Annotated in this window: 14 protein-coding genes; all 14 read left to right on the forward strand. The window is 31.9% G+C overall.

Annotated elements, in window-relative coordinates; genetic code table 11:
• Nucleotides 1-14: 14 nt before the first annotated feature.
• The 14 genes from C4Q29_RS00395 (at nucleotide 15) to recA (ending at nucleotide 18,262) form a co-directional block, all read left to right on the forward strand.
• Nucleotides 15-4,205 (forward strand): PolC-type DNA polymerase III, encoded by a 4,191-nt coding sequence (locus tag C4Q29_RS00395; RefSeq protein WP_103980849.1) that lies wholly within the window; start codon nucleotides 15-17, stop codon nucleotides 4,203-4,205.
• Between the two features lie 111 nt (nucleotides 4,206-4,316).
• Nucleotides 4,317-4,778 carry a ribosome maturation factor RimP gene (gene rimP, locus C4Q29_RS00400; RefSeq protein ID WP_103980850.1) on the forward strand — a complete coding sequence of 154 codons (462 nt, stop codon included), beginning with the start codon at nucleotides 4,317-4,319 and terminating at the stop codon, nucleotides 4,776-4,778.
• A 7-nt stretch (nucleotides 4,779-4,785) separates the two neighbouring features.
• Nucleotides 4,786-6,144, forward strand: a complete 1,359-nt coding sequence (gene nusA, locus C4Q29_RS00405; protein ID WP_103980851.1) for a transcription termination factor NusA — start codon at nucleotides 4,786-4,788, stop codon at nucleotides 6,142-6,144.
• 1 nt (nucleotide 6,145) lies between these two features.
• Complete coding sequence (rnpM, locus tag C4Q29_RS00410; protein ID WP_103980852.1) at nucleotides 6,146-6,400, forward strand: RNase P modulator RnpM; 255 nt, start codon at nucleotides 6,146-6,148, stop codon at nucleotides 6,398-6,400.
• 12 nt (nucleotides 6,401-6,412) lie between these two features.
• Nucleotides 6,413-8,521, forward strand: a complete 2,109-nt coding sequence (infB, locus tag C4Q29_RS00415) for a translation initiation factor IF-2 (RefSeq protein ID WP_103980853.1) — start codon at nucleotides 6,413-6,415, stop codon at nucleotides 8,519-8,521.
• A gap of 1 nt (nucleotide 8,522) precedes the next feature.
• Nucleotides 8,523-8,903 (forward strand): 30S ribosome-binding factor RbfA, encoded by a 381-nt coding sequence (gene rbfA / locus C4Q29_RS00420; protein ID WP_103980854.1) that lies wholly within the window; start codon nucleotides 8,523-8,525, stop codon nucleotides 8,901-8,903.
• Nucleotides 8,884-9,858 carry a DHH family phosphoesterase gene (locus C4Q29_RS00425; protein WP_103980855.1) on the forward strand — a complete coding sequence of 325 codons (975 nt, stop codon included), beginning with the start codon at nucleotides 8,884-8,886 and terminating at the stop codon, nucleotides 9,856-9,858. The genes rbfA and C4Q29_RS00425 overlap by 20 nt, the downstream gene beginning before the upstream one ends.
• Nucleotides 9,830-10,723 (forward strand): tRNA pseudouridine(55) synthase TruB, encoded by an 894-nt coding sequence (truB, locus tag C4Q29_RS00430; protein WP_103980856.1) that lies wholly within the window; start codon nucleotides 9,830-9,832, stop codon nucleotides 10,721-10,723. Before C4Q29_RS00425 ends, truB begins: the two co-directional genes overlap by 29 nt.
• On the forward strand, nucleotides 10,711-11,658 hold the full coding sequence (locus C4Q29_RS00435) for a bifunctional riboflavin kinase/FAD synthetase (protein ID WP_159459170.1): 948 nt from the start codon (nucleotides 10,711-10,713) through the stop codon (nucleotides 11,656-11,658). The genes truB and C4Q29_RS00435 overlap by 13 nt, the downstream gene beginning before the upstream one ends.
• A 96-nt stretch (nucleotides 11,659-11,754) precedes the next feature.
• Nucleotides 11,755-12,021, forward strand: coding sequence for a 30S ribosomal protein S15 (gene rpsO, locus C4Q29_RS00440; RefSeq protein ID WP_103980858.1), 267 nt, complete (start codon nucleotides 11,755-11,757; stop codon nucleotides 12,019-12,021).
• Nucleotides 12,022-12,187: 166 nt separating this feature from the next.
• Nucleotides 12,188-14,284, forward strand: a complete 2,097-nt coding sequence (locus C4Q29_RS00445) for a polyribonucleotide nucleotidyltransferase (protein ID WP_103980859.1) — start codon at nucleotides 12,188-12,190, stop codon at nucleotides 14,282-14,284.
• Between the two features lie 126 nt (nucleotides 14,285-14,410).
• A complete protein-coding gene (locus tag C4Q29_RS00450; RefSeq protein ID WP_159459171.1) occupies nucleotides 14,411-16,675 on the forward strand; it encodes a DNA translocase FtsK in 2,265 nt (754 codons plus the stop codon).
• Nucleotides 16,662-17,201 carry a CDP-diacylglycerol--glycerol-3-phosphate 3-phosphatidyltransferase gene (gene pgsA, locus C4Q29_RS00455; protein WP_103981097.1) on the forward strand — a complete coding sequence of 180 codons (540 nt, stop codon included), beginning with the start codon at nucleotides 16,662-16,664 and terminating at the stop codon, nucleotides 17,199-17,201. The genes C4Q29_RS00450 and pgsA overlap by 14 nt, the downstream gene beginning before the upstream one ends.
• 8 nt (nucleotides 17,202-17,209) lie before the next feature.
• Nucleotides 17,210-18,262: a recombinase RecA gene (gene recA, locus C4Q29_RS00460; RefSeq protein ID WP_103980861.1), complete on the forward strand. Its 1,053-nt coding sequence runs from the start codon at nucleotides 17,210-17,212 to the stop codon at nucleotides 18,260-18,262.
• Nucleotide 18,263 lies beyond the last annotated feature (1 nt).

Below are 18,263 nucleotides of genomic sequence, written 5' to 3' on the forward strand. Positions count from 1 at the left end.
ATTGAGGAGATAAAATGAAATTTAACAAAATACTTGATGAAATTAATAAAAAATATGAAACGGAACTCATCCTTGATGATGTTTCGTTTTTTAAGCTTGAAAATATATTGGAGATAAATCTTTTAGCCTTAGATCTTGAAATAAGAGATCAGATTATTGAAGACATAAAGCAAAGATTAGAAAATATGCCTGTTTTTATAGAGCTGAATATTATTTTACTTGAAGAAATCTTAGATGAATTAAATGAAAAATTCATGAGTATTAAAACAGAACTTATAAATAATGAACTTATAATTTCATTAAATAATATTTCTGAAGCTAATTTATATGAAACAAATATTCAATTTAAGCAATTTAAGGAAAGACTTGAAAAACTCGGTATAAAGATAAGATTTATAGAAAATGAATTAAGTGAAAATCAACTTTTAGATATTGAAAAAAGATTAAAAGAAAAAGAATTGCAATTACAAGAACAAATTCAAAATAGTCAAATAAAAAATAAAGAAAAAGAAGTTAAAGTGGAACAGATGGAAAAAGGAGCCTTTGAATATGGATCTATAAAAACTGCTCCTAAAATTATGACTTCCATAGATAGCCTTACAGAAGATGGATCCAGAGTTTCGATAAAAGGGCAAATATTTGAACTTAATTATAGAAAAATTACAAATTCTACAATTGTAAGTTTTGATATAGATGATGGTTATGAGGCCTTAAGGTGTAAGTTATTTGTTAATGATAAAAATTTTCCAGCCTTTGAAGCATCTGTAAAAAATGGAATGGGTGTTATCGTTAATGGTAGTTATAGGTATGACGATTACGAAAGGGCAATGGTTTTAAATGTCTCTGGTATTGAAGAAATAGTTTTGCCAGTTAAAACTGATACTAGCCATGACAAAAGAATAGAGATGAATATTCATACTAAGGCTTCAAACTTGGAGTCCATAGTTGAAATTTCAGAGTTATTTGAAAGACTAAAAAATTATGGTCATGAGGCTGTAGGTATAACAGACTTGTTTAACGTGCAGGCATATCCAGAAATCAATAAATTTGCAAAAAAATATGATATAAAAGTAAATTATGGCATGCAGGCTAATTTATCAGAAGATTATCCAAGTATATTAGTAAACCACTATAATCTTGAAGTCGAAAATAAAGACTTTGTTGCTTTTGATATTGAAACTACAGGATTGTCTAATTTTACTGATAAAATTATAGAATTTGGTGCTGTTAAGATTAGAGATGGCAAAATTATTGATATTTTCGAAGAGTTTGTAAATCCTCAAGAACCCTTAAGTGACTTTACTACTGAATTAACTGGTATTACCAATAACATGGTTTCAAATGCTGAAACCATAGATAAGGTATTGCCAAGATTTTTAGAATTTGCAAAAGACACTATTTTAGTTGCCCATAATGCAGAATTTGACGTTCCTTTTGTCATAGCAAAGGCTAATGACTTAGATTTAGAATTTAAACCAGTTTACATGGATACCCTTTATATATCTAGGGCCTTACATCCAGAATTTAAAAATCATAGGTTAAATACCCTGGCTAAAAACTACCAAGTATCATTACTGAACCACCATAGGGCTTCAGATGATGCAAAGGCAACTGCAGAGATATTCTTGCATATGTTGAGAGAAATAGAAGAGCTAGGCAGTAAGGTAGATAAGGATATAAATAAATTGCCTACCAAAATGCCTAAGGGGGAAAATAAGGAATATCAAAATATAATTTTCGCCAAGAATTATATTGGCCTAAAGAATTTGTATACCTTAGTTACAAAGTCAAACCTAGATTATTTTTATAGGGAACCTAGGATTCCATATCAGCTATATGAAGACCACAAGGAAGGCCTATTGATAGGTACAGGAAATTACAAGTCCAAACTCTTTAACCTAACAGCCTTGGAATATGATGACCATATACTAAATGAAGAAATAAAGAAATTTGATTTCCTAGGAATATTACCTTTAGATTTTACTGACCACCTTATTAATAGGTCATATATAAAGGATATGGACCACTTTATTGAAATAAATAAAAAGATGATTGACCTTGCTAAAATGAATGACATTCCTATTTTAGCCATAGGGGATGTTTATTATTTAGACAAAAAAGATTATCCATATAGAAATATTATTAAAAATTATCCAAGAAAAAGGTCCTTAGAAAATTCAGGCGCCTTCTATTTTAAGACAACAGATGAAATGCTTGACCAATATGACTATCTAGACGCAGATACTAAAAGAGAGCTAGTGATTGAAGGACCAAACAAGCTTAACAATATGATAGAAAAAATATCACCTATAGCTTCAGGTACCTTCCCACCAAAAATCAAAGATGCTGAAAAGCAATTAAGGGATACAAGTTTTGGAAAAGCTAGGTCTATATATGGAGATGACTTGCCTGAAATAGTTGAAGAAAGATTAAATAAAGAATTAGATTCAATCATTTCAAATGGCTATGCAACCCTCTATATGATTGCAAAGCTACTTGTAGAAAAATCAATTGATGATGGATACTTAGTTGGTTCAAGGGGTTCAGTAGGATCTTCATTTGCTGCTACCATGGCAGATATTACAGAAGTAAATCCTCTTCCTCCACACTATGTTTGTGGATCATGTAAGTATACTGAATTTGTGAAATCTGATGAATATGCTACAGGAGTTGACCTACCAGATAAAAATTGTCCTGTATGTAATGAAATGCTGAACAAGGATGGCTTTGATATTCCTTTTGAAACTTTCTTAGGTTTTGAAGGAGATAAGGAACCTGATATAGACCTTAACTTTGCTTCCGTATACCAGTCAAAGATACACAAGTACACTGAAAGTTTATTTGGTAAGGGTAAGGTATTTAGGGCAGGTACCTTAAGTACAGTTGCTGATAAAACAGCTGCTGGTATGGCCTTGAAATTCAAAGAGTTTTATCCGGATTATGATTTAATCAAGACTGATTATGCTAATATCAATAGAGTAAAGAGGAAAATAGTAGGGGTAAAAAGGTCTACCGGTCAGCACGCTGGTGGTTTGATAGTAGTGCCTGAAGAAAAGGATATCGAAGACTTTACACCTGTCCAATACCCAGCTGATAAAAAAGAATCCGGCATTATAACTACACACTTTGACTACCATGCCATTGAAGAAAACTTGTTGAAGTTGGACTTATTGGGTCATAATTCACCTACAGTTATTAGGCTTTTATCTGATATGTCAAAGATAAATGCGGTAAATGTTGACTTATCAGATTCTGATACCATGTCAATCTTTTCATCAACTGAAAAGTTAAATATTAAGCATGACTACACAAATATAAATAATGGAAGTTTAGGTATACCAGAATTTGGTACTTATTTTGTAAGGACCATGTTAGATGATACAAAACCAACTACCTTTGATGAGTTAATTAGGATATCAGGTTTATCTCATGGTACAGACGTGTGGCTTGGTAATGCTCAAGAACTAGTTAAAGCTGGTACAGCAACTCTAAAGTCTGCTATTTGTACCCGTGATGATATTATGAACTATTTAATTGATAAAGGTTTAGAATCAAAATTAGCTTTTATTATAATGGAGCAGGTAAGAAAAGGTAGAGGACTTACTGAAGAACAAATTGTAGAGATGAAAAATAACAATGTACCTCAGTGGTATATTGATTCTTGTCTGAAAATCAAGTATATGTTCCCTAAGGCTCATGCTGCTGCTTATGTAATGATGTCTTATAGGATTGCATATTTTAAAGTCCATTATCCAGCATATTTTTATGCTGTGAGTTTTACAAATGAAATCTCAGACTTTAAATTTGCAGAGATAAAGCAAGGTCTAGATTATTTAACAGTTTTTATAAAACAACTAAAACAAGAACCTGGTTTTGTTGATAATGTCTTTTATACCTATGAATTAGCAGAAGAAATGTATGCAAGGGGAATTAAATTTGCGGATATAGACTTGTATGAATCTCATCCAACAAACTTTGAAGTAATAGATAAATCTACTATAAGACCACCACTAATGGCTATAGACAATGTATCAGAAGCAATAGCTTTAGACATAGCTAAGGCCAGGGAAAATGGCAAGTTTATATCTAAAGAAGATTTTAAACAAAGAACTATAACAAACAGGACCGCTATGGCAAGTATAGAAGATCTTGGTTTGTTTGAAGGTATGCAAGAAACTAATCAAATTGATTTCTTTAGCATATAAGTATTAAATTTGACCTGCTTATAAATAATTGTTATAATAAGGTTGATGAAGATAGAATGTTACTAAAGAGTGGGAGTTCCCACTCTTTATTGTTTATATCGAGGAGATGGTATGACAAATGAGATGTTAGAAGATCTAAGACTTATCTTAGAAAAAGAACTTGAAGAAAAGGGATATGAACTTATAGACCTTGAATTTGTTCATGAAGATGGGGACTTTTACCTAAGATTATTTATATGGAATGAAGAAGGTATAACTATTGATGATACAGAAATAGTTGCTAGGTATTTAAGCGAAAGACTAGATGAAATTGACCCTATAGATAAGCAGTATTATTTGGAGGTTTCATCTCCGGACTTAAATAGACCGCTTAAAACAACTGATGATTTAAGAAGAAACATGCATAATGAAGTAGTAGTGAAGTTATATAAAAAGATAGATGGATCTAAAGAATATGATGGCTTTATAGTTGACTATTCTGATGATTACTTAACTATTTTAATGGAAAATGATGAAGAAAAGAAATTTGATAGAAAGGATATAAGTCTTATAAGACAATTAGTAAGATTTTAAAAGTGAAATGAATAAAGATTTTATAAGATCTCTTGATGAATTAGAAAGAGAAAAAGGAATTAATAAGCAAGATATCATAGATGCTATTGAAAAAGCTTTAATCAAAAGTTATGAAGAGCAATATGGTGAATCAAATGTTGAAATTGACTTTAATAAAGACAATGGTGATATTAAGGTATATTCAATAAAAGATATAGTTGAAGAAGTAGAAAATAAAGAAACTCAAATTTCCTTGGAAGAAGCCTTATCTTATAGAAAAAGATCTAAATTAGGTGGCCAAATCAAACTACAAGTAAAACCTAAAGACTTTTTAAGGGTAGCTGCTCAAAAGGGTAAAAATATAGTGATCCAATTTTTAAGAGATGCAGAAAGAAGATCAATATATGACAGTTATATAGACAAAGAAAAAGAATTACTAAATGGTAGTGTTCAAAGAATTGACCGCAACAACATATATGTAGATTTAGGCAAATCAGAAGGTATCATACCTGAAAGAGAAACTGTTGAAGGTGAGAACTTTAAACCAGGTGACAGGATCAAGGTATATGTAAAAGAAGTTAAAGATACACCAAAGGGTCCACAAATTATTTTGTCTAGAAAAGATGGAGCCTTTGTTACAAGATTATTTGAATTAGAAGTTCCTGAAATATCTCAAGGTTTAGTTGATGTAATGTCAATTGCCAGAGAAGCAGGATTTAGAACTAAGATTGCAGTAAGAGCTACAGATGAAAATATAGATCCAGTTGGGGCAACAGTTGGTATGAAGGGTAGCAGGGTAAATGCAATCGTAGATGAAATAAATGGTGAAAAAATAGATATAATCATTTGGGATGAAGATATCAAAGTATATATATCAAATTCCTTATCACCTGCTGAAGTAGTTTATGTATTTGCAGATGAAAAATCTAAAGAAGCAACAGCCTTTGTTCCTGACAATCAATTGTCTTTAGCAATTGGTAAAGAAGGTCAAAACGTTAGATTAGCTGCTAAATTGACAGGTTGGAAGATTGATATAAAACCAGAATCCCAACAAGATGAAATAATTGAACAGCTTGAAGAACAGTACAAAGAAGCTGCTGAATCTGAAGAAGATGAAAATATTGAAGATAAGGCTGACTTAGATGCAAGTATTGATGATGAAAGTCTAGAAGATGAAGATGTAAAAGAAACTGAAGAAGATAAACAAGTAGATGAAGGTGAAACTGATTCTATAAGAGTTTATGAGCTTGCAAAAGAAGTTGGCTTATCAAGTAAAGAATTAATAGCAAGCTTAAAGAAAAATCTTTCAATAAATGTCAAAAGTCATATGTCTTCATTAGAAGGTGAAGAATTACAAGAAGCTTTAGAATATTTTGATATGAATTAATATGAAAACAAATAAGATTAGATTAAGAAAGTGCATTGTTTGCAGAGAAGAATTCCCACAAAATGATTTGTTAAGAGTGGTAAGACAAAAAGATGGAACTGTAAGCATTGACCATGATGGAAAAATAAACGGTAGAGGAGCTTATTTTTGCAAGGATAAGCAAACTATTGAAAAGATCATAGACAAAAAACTATTAAATAGACACTTGAAAGTTGATGTTCCAGATGAAATCTATAAGGAGTTAGAGTCTATGTAGAAAGGTGTTTATATGACAAAATTAAGAATTTATGAATTAGCAAAAGAAGTTGGTTTATCAAGTAAGGAATTGATAAAGGAATTAAACGAAGAATTTGGTTTAGATATAAATAGTCATATGGAAGTGATAGAAGGTGAAAACCTAGAGTTGATAAGAGACTACTATCACGAAATAAATGATGAGAATAAGCCAAAGGAAACAAAAGAAGTGGTAGAAGAAGTTGAAGAAGATATCTTTGACGAATATGATGACCAGCTAGATGCGCAAATCAAAAAAGATGCTAAACGTAATAGAAAAAAAGAAAAGAAAAAACAAAGAAACCAAAACGCTCAAGCGGAAGAAACTAAAAAAGAAGTTTTAGAAAGTCCAGATAAAATCTATGTTGAAGAAGGAGTTACAGTAAAAGAACTTGCTGATCTATTAGGAAAGCCAGTTTCACAAATAATAACTGAACTTATGAAAATGGGCTTAATGCTTAACATGAACCAAGCTTTAACTATTGACCAAGCTATAGAATTAGGTATGGTCTTTGATATTGAAGTTGAAGAAAAACAAGCTGAATCTAATGATGAAGATGATATTTCTAAATTAGACTTTGAAGATAAGGAAGAAGACTTGGTTGAAAGAGCTCCAATTATCACAGTAATGGGACACGTAGACCACGGTAAAACTTCCTTACTTGATAGGATTAGAAATTCTAGAGTTGCAAGTGGAGAAGCTGGTGGTATTACCCAACATATTGGTGCTTCAACAGTTTATGTAAATGACAAAAAGATTGTATTTTTAGATACACCAGGTCACGAAGCCTTTACTCAAATGAGACTTAGAGGTGCAAATACAACAGATATTGTTATCTTGGTAGTAGCTGGTGATGATGGAGTTATGCCTCAAACAATTGAAGCTATCAACCACGCCAAGGCTGCTGGTAACCCAATAGTTGTTGCTATAAACAAGATGGATAAGTATGAAGCAAATCCTGACAGAGTTAAAACTGAATTAGCTGAACACGGTTTAATGCCTGAAGACTGGGGTGGGGATACAGTTATGATTCCAGTATCTGCTCACACAGGTGAAGGTGTTGATGAGCTATTAGAAATGGTTCAAATGATTGCTGAATTAAAAGAATTAAAGGCAAATCCAAACAGACCTGCAGTAGCAACAGTTATAGAAGCTCAATTAGATAAGGGTAGGGGACCAGTTGCAAATATTCTTGTTGAAAAAGGTACTTTATCACAAGGCGACTTTATTGTTTCAGGACATTCATATGGTAAGGTAAGAGCCATGTTTGACTCTAGCCAAAAGCAAGTGAAAAAAGCTAAACCATCTACACCTGTACAAGTATTAGGTTTATCAGATGTGCCAGAAGCTGGTGACAAGGTTTATGTAGTTAAAGATGAAAAGACTGCTAGAAAATATGCTGAAAAAGTAGCCCAACAAGAAAAAGAAGACTTTGTGAAGAGAACATCACAAGTTAACCTTGACCAATTATATGAAAAAATCTCAGATGGTGACCTGAAAGAGATTAACATCTTAGTTAAGACTGATGTAAAAGGTACTATAGATGCTGTTACAAGCTCACTTCAAAAATTATCAAATGAAGAAGTAAAGATTAATATAGTTCACGGTGCTGTAGGTGGTATAAATGAATCTGACGTAATGTTAGCCTCTGCATCAAATGCTATAATAATAGGTTTCAACGTAAGACCAAACCAAGGAGCTAAATCACAAGCAGCAGAAAATGGTATTGAAATTAGAACTTACAGAGTTATCTATGAAGCTATTGAAGACTTAGAAAAAGCTATTAAGGGTATGTTATCACCTAAATATGTTGAACAAGTTATCGGTACAGCTGAAGTAAGAGATGTATTCAAGATACCAAGAGTTGGTAATATAGCGGGTGTTTATGTAACCAATGGTCAAATGAAGAGAGATGCCGGTGTAAGACTTATTAGAGATAACATTGTTGTTTACGAAGGAAAATTATCTTCACTTAAGAGATTTAAAGATGACGTAAGAGAATTAAATCAAGGATATGAGGGTGGTTTAGGTATAGAAAACTACAACGACATTAAGGTAGGCGATGTAATAGAAGCTTATGTAGACAAGGAAGTTGAGAGATAAGATGAAAAAAACTAGAATATCAAGAATTGCATCAGAAATGCAAAAAGAAATTTCTGTTATTATCAATCAAGACCTAAAAGATTCAAGGATTGCACCAATTACTTCAATAACAGAAATAGATTTGAAAGATGACCTACAATCAGCAAAAATATATGTTTCAGTTTTAGGTGATAAAAAAGAAAAGGAAGAAACCATGGCTGGTTTGACTTCTTCAATAGGATATATAAAAAAACTATTGGGAACAAGGATGAACCTACGTCATATTCCTGATTTGAGATTTACCCTAGATGAACATCTTGAAAAAGTTAATAAGCTAGATAAACTTATTGATCAAGTTATTAAAAAAGATAATGAGGCAATAGATGCAAGAGAAGATAAATAAACTTATTAAACAAATTGATAAAGCACAAAATATTTTAATTTCTGCACATATTGCACCAGATGGAGATGCTATTGGATCTTCATTTGGTCTTTGCCTTATTTTAAGAAATATGTGCAAGAATGCTTTTGTAGTAAAAAATGACGAATATCCAAAATACATCAATTTTATGTACAGGGATGATATATACTTCAATGATGAATTTGAAAAAGCTGACTTATTTATATCTGTAGATAGTGCTGATAAGGAAAGAATAGGATCATCAGCTAAGTATATGGATGAAGCTGAGGATACAGCAATCATTGACCATCATGTCACAAATAAAGGCTATTCAAACAATGATATTATATATATGTCATCATCAGCTAGTGAAATGGTGGCAGAAATATTTATAAATTCAAATATTGAAATACCAAAAGAAGCTGCAAACTACTTATATTTAGGTATAATGACTGATACCTATAGGTTCCAATATGATGCAGCAGATGCAAAAACTTTGGAAAATGCTGCAAAATTAATTAGGCTTGGAGCTGATAAAAAGAAGATTCAAGAAGAGCTATATGATAGGTTAGATGTTAACCAACTATTCTTACAAGTGGAAGTAATCAAGAATGCCACAAGAATTGGTAAACAAATAATAACAGCAAAAATTACTAAAGATCTAGTTGCAAAATTTGGAATGACAATGGATGATGCTGAAGGTTTAGTATCAATGTTAAGAACTATAAATGGAATTGAAGTTTCAGCTATAGCAAAAGAAGAATCTGAAGAAGAAACTAAATTAAGCTTTAGGTCACAAGCCCAAGTAGATGTTTCCAAAATTGCCGTAGAATTTGGCGGTGGTGGCCATGTAAGAGCGTCAGGTGCTACAGTAAAAGGCAATATTGATCAAGTATTTGCAAGATTAAACGAGAGAATGGAGAAATTATATGAAGATGGGGATCTTAGCGATAAATAAAGCTAAAAATATGACCTCCCATGATGTAGTTGCGATTTTAAGAAGGAAATTAGGAACAAAAAAAATTGGCCATACAGGCACCTTAGATCCAATTGCAACTGGTGTTCTACCAATGTGTATTGGTAGAGCTACAAAACTCTCCCAATATATTAGTGACTTAGGTAAGGCTTATATAGCAGACTTAGAATTTGGAAAAGAAACTTCCACCTATGATTGTGAAGGGGAAGTAATCAATATTTCTGACAAGCAAATATTTACTAAAGAAGAAATAAATAAAGAATTGAATAAATTTAAGGGGGAAATATCACAAGTACCTCCTATTTATTCAGCTATTAAGGTTGATGGTAAAAAGCTTTATGAATATGCTAGAGAAGGTAAAGAAGTTGAAATAAAAGCTCGTAAGGTTACTATCCATGATATAAAACTATTAGATCTTAATGCTAATAAGGCAAGAATTTATATTGATTGTTCTAAAGGTACATACATAAGATCTATAGTCCATGAGCTAGGAAGAAATCTTGGGACCTATGCCTTTATGACTGACTTGCAAAGAGTTAAAGTAGGTAACTTATCAATAGAACAAACTGTTGATATATTTGATATTGATAAGTATTCAAGCGAAGAGCTTTATAATTTAATAATAAATCCAGAAGATGTTTTAGATACTTTACCTAGTTTTGTTGTTGATGAAAATATAAGATTTAGACTTATAAATGGTCAAAGAATTAATGTGAAAGATATTAAAAAATCAGAAAAAATACAAGAAAATACTTTGACTTTAGTTTTTAACAATAATGATTTCTTAGGCTTAGCTCTAAGAAAAGATAATATTTTAAAAATGGAGAAATTGATTTGGCAAGAATAATTGATTTAGATAAAGAAAATTCAACAGAATCTATTGATAAATCAGCAATAGCTCTAGGAAATTTTGACGGTTTTCACCTAGGACATAGAAATATTATAAAAAAGGCTATTGATGTTGCTAAAGAAAAAGATATAAAATCTTCAGTGCTTATTTTTAAGCAACATACCAATGAAGTCTTTCCTCAATTTGAGAGAAGATATCTTAATTCATTAGAAGATAAGATAGAAACTTTAGAAAAACTTGGTATGGACTATATATTTATAAAAGACTTTAGTGAAGAATTCGCTAAATTAAATAGGGACCAATTTATGCTTGATTTTATAGTTGGTCAATTAAAGGCAAATTCGATTGTTTGTGGAAGAGACTATACTTTTGGTAAAAAGGATGATGCCAATGTTAGTCACATTTTGCAATATGAAAAAGATAAGATTTTACATGCTTATATTGTAGATGATTATTTATATAAAGGATCTAAATTATCATCAACCTTGATTAGAGACTTGATAAAATCCGGAGAAGTAAAAGAAGCATCTTCTTTACTTGGAGACAAGTATACAGTTAAAGGACAAGTTGTTCATGGCAAAAAAATAGGAAGCAAAGAATTGGGTTATCCAACTGCAAACCTTGATTTAGATTTCCCATATGTTTTACCTGCTGAAGGGGTATACTTGACCAATATTTATATTAACTCAAATAGATACCTATCATTGACTTCAATAGGTACAAATCCTACAGTTACTGATAGTAAGGATATAAAAGTAGAAGTTTTTATCTTAGATTTCAATGAAAAAATATATGGTTCAAAGGTGAAAGTTGAATTTATAGATTGGATAAGGGGACAAATAAAGTTTGATAGTAAAGAAGAACTTATTAAACAAATGGACCAAGACCTAGATTTCGCCTTAAAATATAAGGAAAATAATTTACAAAACTAATATTATTTGTTATACTAATTAAGTACTTTTGCTTGGTAATAGAGGACTCCGGTCTTTACTCGGTAAAAAGTGAAATATAAAAATATGGAGGAAGATATGATAACACCAGAAAAGAAAGTAGAATTAATCAAAGAATATGGTAGAGTAGAAGGTGATACAGGTTCACCAGAAGTACAAATTGCTATATTCTCACACAGAATAGACAACCTTACTGAACACTTAAAAGCAAATCCAAAAGATAGTGCTTCAAGAAGAGGTTTATACATGTTAATCGGTAAGAGAAGAGGTCTATTAAACTACTTAGAAAAGAAAGATATTGAAAGATACAGAGATATCGTTTCAAAATTAAAATTAAGAAGATAATAATAGAACATAATTTAGAGCTGGAGTTAATATATATTGACTTCAGCTTTATTTAATTTAGTATAAACACAAATGATTTTACACAATTACTAAAGTTCTATGTTAATATATAAAGAGAAGAAAAGAATAAAAATATATAATAGCAGGTGCTATTAAAGGAGAAAGTATGGTAAATACATTTAAATATAAATCAGATCATAATCAATTTGATATTGAAGTAGGCAAACTTGCCAAACAAGCAAATGCTGCCTTGACCTTAAGATCTGGTGACACAATGGTTTTAGTGACTGCAGTTGCATCAGACAAACCAAGGGAAGGTATAGACTTTTTCCCACTATCAGTAGAAGTTCAAGAAAAGATGTATGCTGTAGGTAGGATACCAGGTGGATATGTAAAAAGAGAAGGTAAACCAACAGATGAGGCAACACTTACAGCACGTATGATAGATAGACCTATCAGACCATTATTCCCAGAAGGGTATAATAATGATGTTCAAATAGTTGCTACAGTTTTATCAGCAGATGAAGACCATGAATATGGTATCTTATCAACAATTGGCGCTTCAATAGCCCTATCTATTTCTGACATACCATTTATGGGTCCAATAGCTGGGGTAGAAGTAGGATATATTGATGGTAAATATATTATAAATCCAAATAAAGAACAAAGAAAAAAATCAAAACTTGCTTTGACATTAGCTGGTACAGAAGAAGCTATCATGATGGTAGAAGCTGGAGCTCAAGAGCTTACAGAAGAAGAAATGCTAGAAGCAATCTTATTTGGTCATGAAGAAATTAAAAATATTTGCCGTTTTATTGATACAGTTGTAGCAGAAATTGGTAAAGAGAAAAAAGAATTTGAATATGAAGATGTAGATCCACAATTATATAGCGATATCGAAATCGAATTTGGATCAAGAATCAAAGAAGCTCTTAAAAATGCAGACAAGGCAAGTAGAGAAGATGACGTAAATGTCTTAAAAGAAGAAGTCTTAGAAAAATATACTGACGAAGAAGATGAAGATAATGAAGACTTACTAAAAGAAGTTTCTAGAATATTTAACCAATTAGAAAAAACTATTGTAAGAAGACTAATTTCTGTAGATAAGATTAGACCAGATGGAAGAAAACTAACAGAAATCAGACCACTATCAGCAGAAGTTGCTTTAGTACCAAAGGTTCATGGTTCCGGTTTATTTACTAGGGGACAAACTCAAGTATTAAATATTGCTACCCTAGCAGGACCTTCAGAAAAAGAATACATTGATGGTATGACCGAAGAAGAAGTAACCAAGAGATACATGCACCACTACAATTTCCCTGGATATTCAGTTGGTGAAATTGGAAGATTTAGATCAGCTGGTAGGAGAGAAATTGGTCATGGTAGACTTGCTGAAAGAGCTTTAGAACCAGTACTACCTGCAGAAGAAGACTTCCCATATGTAATGAGACTTGTATCAGAAGTTTTAGAATCAAATGGTTCATCTTCAATGGCATCAGTATGTGGTTCAACTCTATCATTAATGGATGCTGGTGTACCAATAAAAGCACCTGTAGCAGGTATTGCTATGGGATTGATTAAAGAAGGTGCTGACTTATCTATACTTACAGATATCCAAGGACTTGAAGACCACCTAGGAGATATGGACTTCAAAGTAGCTGGTACAAAAGATGGTATAACAGCTCTACAAATGGATATTAAGATTGATGGTATAGACAGATCAGTTCTTACTCAAGCTCTAGATGATGCTAAAGTTGCAAGATTAAAGATTTTAGATGTGATTTTAGGAGCTATAGCTGAACCAAGAAAAGAATTATCACCAAATGCTCCAAGAATCTTCTCAGTAAAGGTTGATCCTAAGAAGGTTGGAGAAGTTATCGGTTCTGGTGGTAAAACAATCAACAAGATAATTGAAGAAACTGGAGTTAAGATTGATATTGAAGACGACGGTTTAGTAACAATCACAGCACCAGATGGACCTTCAGGAGAAAGAGCCTTAGAAATTATAAATGGTATTGTTGAAGAACCTGAAAAGGGTGACGTATACCTAGGTAAGGTTGTAAAGATTACAAACTTTGGAGCCTTTGTAGAGTTTGGATACAACAAAGAAGGCCTTGTTCACATTTCAAAATTAGACCATAAGAGAGTCGAAAAAGTTGAAGATGTGGTAAAAGAAGGCGATGAAATCATGGTTAAGGTTCTTGAAGTTGATGACAAGGGTAGAATAAACCTATCAAGAAAAGACTTACTTGAAAGAGAATAGTTTAATAAAATTAAGAATTTAAAATACTTAAAAATGCTAGATTTTTCTAGCATTTTTTATTTTTACAATCTTTATTATAAAGCTCTAATATGATATAATTATAAAAGAGTTTATATGGGGGTAAATATGGCTAAAAATAGAAGAAATACTAATAAAAATAAAAAAGATCAAGCTTTAGTAAAGCTTATTTTGGCTATCAGTCTATTTGTAGTCTTTATATCTGTTATTTTATTAAAAGATAAAATGGGTATACTGGGCAAATATATTAGTCAAGCAATTTTTATAGTATTTGGATTGACAGCTTACATATTACCTTTTTACAGTCTATTTATGTTTTTTGCACTAAATAATGAGAAGTTTTGGGTAAAGCATAAGTCGGATATTAGCGTTATAAGCCTTCTTATTTTATCTTTAATATTGATATTAGGGACTATATACAATAGGGGCGGAAATTATAATGCTATGGTTGAAAACTCTTATTCTCAAGCGTTAAGTTATTCAGGTATAGGTGTTATCTTTACATCTATATATTTTATAATAAATGCCTTAATTGCTGATATTGGAATATATATCTTAACTATTCTATTATTCTTTATTTCTTATTTTTATATATTTGATAAATCTATTGCAGATTTTTTCAAAAATATTTTCTACAAACTATCTAATCTTACAAAAAGAGATAATAATAGTAAAAAAGTTAGAAAACCAGAGTTAAAAACTAGGGAAAAAACTATTATTGATACAAAAGAAAATAATTATATTGAAAATTTTGGGAATGAAGCAATCGAAGAAGATATAGTTCCAAATATTTCGTATCATAATGCTAGTGAAGAAAATACAGGCACTTATGATAATGAAATTTTTGAAGAAGAAATTAGTTCTGGAAGTCAGGTGGCCATCAAGTATGATGAAGATTATGAATATATAAAACCACCAATTGACCTATTAAATAAATCAGATACTAATGTAAGTGATGATGAAAGTATTTTACTGAAAAATTCTGAAATCATTAAAAATACCTTAGAAAGTTTTGGTATAGAATCAGAAGTTGTTAATATCAACAATGGACCTACAGTAACTTCTTATGAAGTAAAACCACAGATAGGGGTGAAAGTTTCAAAGATAACTAATCTTTCAAATGACTTAGCTATGGCGCTTGCAGCTCCAAGTATAAGGATTGAAGCTCCTATACCTGGTAAGCCTTATGTAGGTATAGAAGTACCTAATAGGGAAAAAGATACAGTTACATTCAGGTCACTTGTTTCAACTGAACAATTCTTAAAAGAAGATGACGATATTACCGTAGTAATCGGTAGAGATATATTTGGTCATCCACAATATGCTAAAATCAATGCCATGCCACACCTTCTAATTGCTGGTGCTACAGGTTCAGGTAAGTCAGTTATGATGAATGCTATTATCATGAGTATTATTTACAAGTACTCACCTCAAGAAGTAGAATTTATCATGATTGATCCAAAGATGGTTGAACTAAAAGTATATAGCAATATTCCACATTTAAGGGGAAGAAAGGTTGTTACAAAGGCTTCAGAAGCTACAGCATCATTAAATGAAGCTGTAAGAGAAATGACTAGCAGGTTTGAAAAATTCTCTGAAGCTGGAGCCAGGGATATAAAAGCTTATAATGCTAAGGTCCAAGAAGAAATTGACGAAAATGGTGAAAGTGAACTAGAGAAACTACCTTATTTAGTTGTTATTATTGATGAGCTTTCTGACCTTATGATGGAAGCATCTAAGGATGTTGAAAATTATATTACTAGACTAGCTCAAATGGGTAGGGCAAGTGGTGTTCACCTTATAATAGCTACACAAAGACCAAGTGTGAATGTTATTACTGGTATTATTAAAGCCAATATACCATCAAGGATAGCCTTTCAAGTTGCATCGAGTGTTGACTCTAGGACCATCATTGATATGGCCGGAGCTGAAAAGCTTTTAGGTAAGGGGGATATGCTTTACTATCCAAGCAAACTACCAAAACCAAAGAGGGTACAAGGTGCATTTGTTACAGACCATGAAATTGAAAGAGTCGTAACATATGTAAAAAACAAAAATATAGTTGAAGAAACTAATGATAGTTTTAATAAAAAAATAGAAGAAGTAAACAAGTCTAATGATTCATTAGATGAGGTAGATGAACTATTTGACGAGGCGGTAAGATTCGTTATTATGGAAGATACTGCATCAATATCTGCTATACAAAGAAGATTTAGGGTTGGTTATGCCAGAGCTGGCAGGATTATAGACCAAATGACCCTAAGTGGAATTGTAAGCGAACAGGATGGTTCAAAACCAAGAAATGTATTGATGACCTTAGATGAATATGAAAATATGTTAGGAGATGGAGATGTTAAAAATGAACTTAGCTAATAAATTGACCCTAATCAGGTTGTTTATGGTTCCAGTTTTTGTAATAGTTTTTAACATTTATGGTGTTGATTCAGTAATACCAGCTGTAATATTTGCTTTAACAGCAGCAACGGACTTTCTAGATGGCCATATAGCTAGATCTAGAAATTTAATCACTACTTTTGGTAAATTTATGGATCCATTAGTAGATAAGGTGCTAACACAAGCTGGATTTATAGTCCTAGTTGGAGCAGGTTTGATACCTGCATGGCCAATGATTGTTATAATTTTTAGGGAATTATTGATCGACGGCCTACGTATGCTTGCTGCATCAAGAGATATAACCATTGCAGCATCTATTTACGGAAAAGTAAAGACAACCAGCCAAATGATAACAATAATCTTATACTTATTAAGTGGCCAATTAACTTTTGTGCCAGCATATGTATATAGCATTTTCCTATATTTATCAGTTATACTTACAATCATTTCAGGTTTAGACTACCTCATTAAAAATATTGAAGTCCTAGACTTAGACAATATATAGGAGGACAAATGACTGATATTGATTTAGAAAAGAAAAAAGCCCTCGATAGGGCCTTATCACAAATTGAAAAGTCATATGGTAAAGGATCAATAATGGTGCTTGGTGATGAAGCTGCAGTACCAAATATTGACGCTATTCCTACTGGAGCTCTTAACCTAGACATAGCTCTAGGCATTGGTGGCTTACCAAGGGGTAGGATAGTTGAAATTTATGGTCCCGAATCATCTGGTAAAACAACCTTAGCCTTACATTCTATAGCTGAAGCACAAAAATTGGGTGGGATTGCTTCCTTTATTGACGCAGAGCATGCTTTAGATGTAAACTATGCTAAAAATTTAGGTGTTGATACAGAAAACTTAGTTTTATCACAGCCTGATACTGGTGAACAAGCTTTGGCTATTACAGAATCACTAGTTAGATCAAATGCTGTTGATATAATAGTAGTTGACTCTGTAGCAGCCCTAGTTCCAAGAGCTGAAATAGAGGGGGATATGGGGGATACCCATGTTGGTCTATTAGCTAGACTTATGTCCCAAGCTTTAAGAAAATTAACGGCTATAGTTGCAAAATCAAATTGTACTGTAATTTTCTTGAACCAATTGAGACAAAAGATTGGTATTATGTTTGGTAACCCTGAAACCACAACAGGTGGTATAGCTCTTAAATTCTACTCAAGTGTAAGACTTGATATTAGAAGAAAAGAACAAATCAAAGACAAGGATGAAGTAATCGGTAACTCAACTCAAGTAAGAGTTGTTAAAAATAAGGTTGCTCCACCATTCAAAGTAGCTACATTTGATATTATGTATGGTACAGGTATTTCAAAAACTGGTACAATACTTGATACAGCTGTAGACTTTGGAATTATTGATAAGGCAGGTTCTTGGTATTCATATGATGGTGAAAGACTAGGACAAGGTAGAGAAAATATAAAAACTTACCTAGAAGAAAACCAAGATGTATGTGATGAAATAGAAACAAAAGTAAGAGAACATGCTAAAAGCTTACAATATGGTAAGCAAGAAGAAGTAGTTGAAGAAGATTCAGACAAAATAGAATAGC

Origin of the sequence: Helcococcus massiliensis (assembly GCF_900258485.1) — a bacterium.
Taxonomy (GTDB): domain Bacteria; phylum Bacillota; class Clostridia; order Tissierellales; family Peptoniphilaceae; genus Helcococcus; species Helcococcus massiliensis.

Excerpts from the sequence above, each read along its gene's own strand:
- C4Q29_RS00395 (WP_103980849.1), top strand. The coding sequence starts at position 15 with ATGAAATTTAACAAAATACTTGATGAAATTAATAAAAAATATGAAACG.
- rimP (WP_103980850.1), top strand. The coding sequence starts at position 4,317 with ATGACAAATGAGATGTTAGAAGATCTAAGACTTATCTTAGAAAAAGAA.
- nusA (WP_103980851.1), top strand. The coding sequence starts at position 4,786 with ATGAATAAAGATTTTATAAGATCTCTTGATGAATTAGAAAGAGAAAAA.
- rnpM (WP_103980852.1), top strand. The coding sequence starts at position 6,146 with ATGAAAACAAATAAGATTAGATTAAGAAAGTGCATTGTTTGCAGAGAA.
- infB (WP_103980853.1), top strand. The coding sequence starts at position 6,413 with ATGACAAAATTAAGAATTTATGAATTAGCAAAAGAAGTTGGTTTATCA.
- rbfA (WP_103980854.1), top strand. The coding sequence starts at position 8,523 with ATGAAAAAAACTAGAATATCAAGAATTGCATCAGAAATGCAAAAAGAA.
- C4Q29_RS00425 (WP_103980855.1), top strand. The coding sequence starts at position 8,884 with ATGCAAGAGAAGATAAATAAACTTATTAAACAAATTGATAAAGCACAA.
- truB (WP_103980856.1), top strand. The coding sequence starts at position 9,830 with ATGAAGATGGGGATCTTAGCGATAAATAAAGCTAAAAATATGACCTCC.
- rpsO (WP_103980858.1), top strand. The coding sequence starts at position 11,755 with ATGATAACACCAGAAAAGAAAGTAGAATTAATCAAAGAATATGGTAGA.
- C4Q29_RS00445 (WP_103980859.1), top strand. The coding sequence starts at position 12,188 with ATGGTAAATACATTTAAATATAAATCAGATCATAATCAATTTGATATT.
- C4Q29_RS00450 (WP_159459171.1), top strand. The coding sequence starts at position 14,411 with ATGGCTAAAAATAGAAGAAATACTAATAAAAATAAAAAAGATCAAGCT.
- pgsA (WP_103981097.1), top strand. The coding sequence starts at position 16,662 with ATGAACTTAGCTAATAAATTGACCCTAATCAGGTTGTTTATGGTTCCA.
- recA (WP_103980861.1), top strand. The coding sequence starts at position 17,210 with ATGACTGATATTGATTTAGAAAAGAAAAAAGCCCTCGATAGGGCCTTA.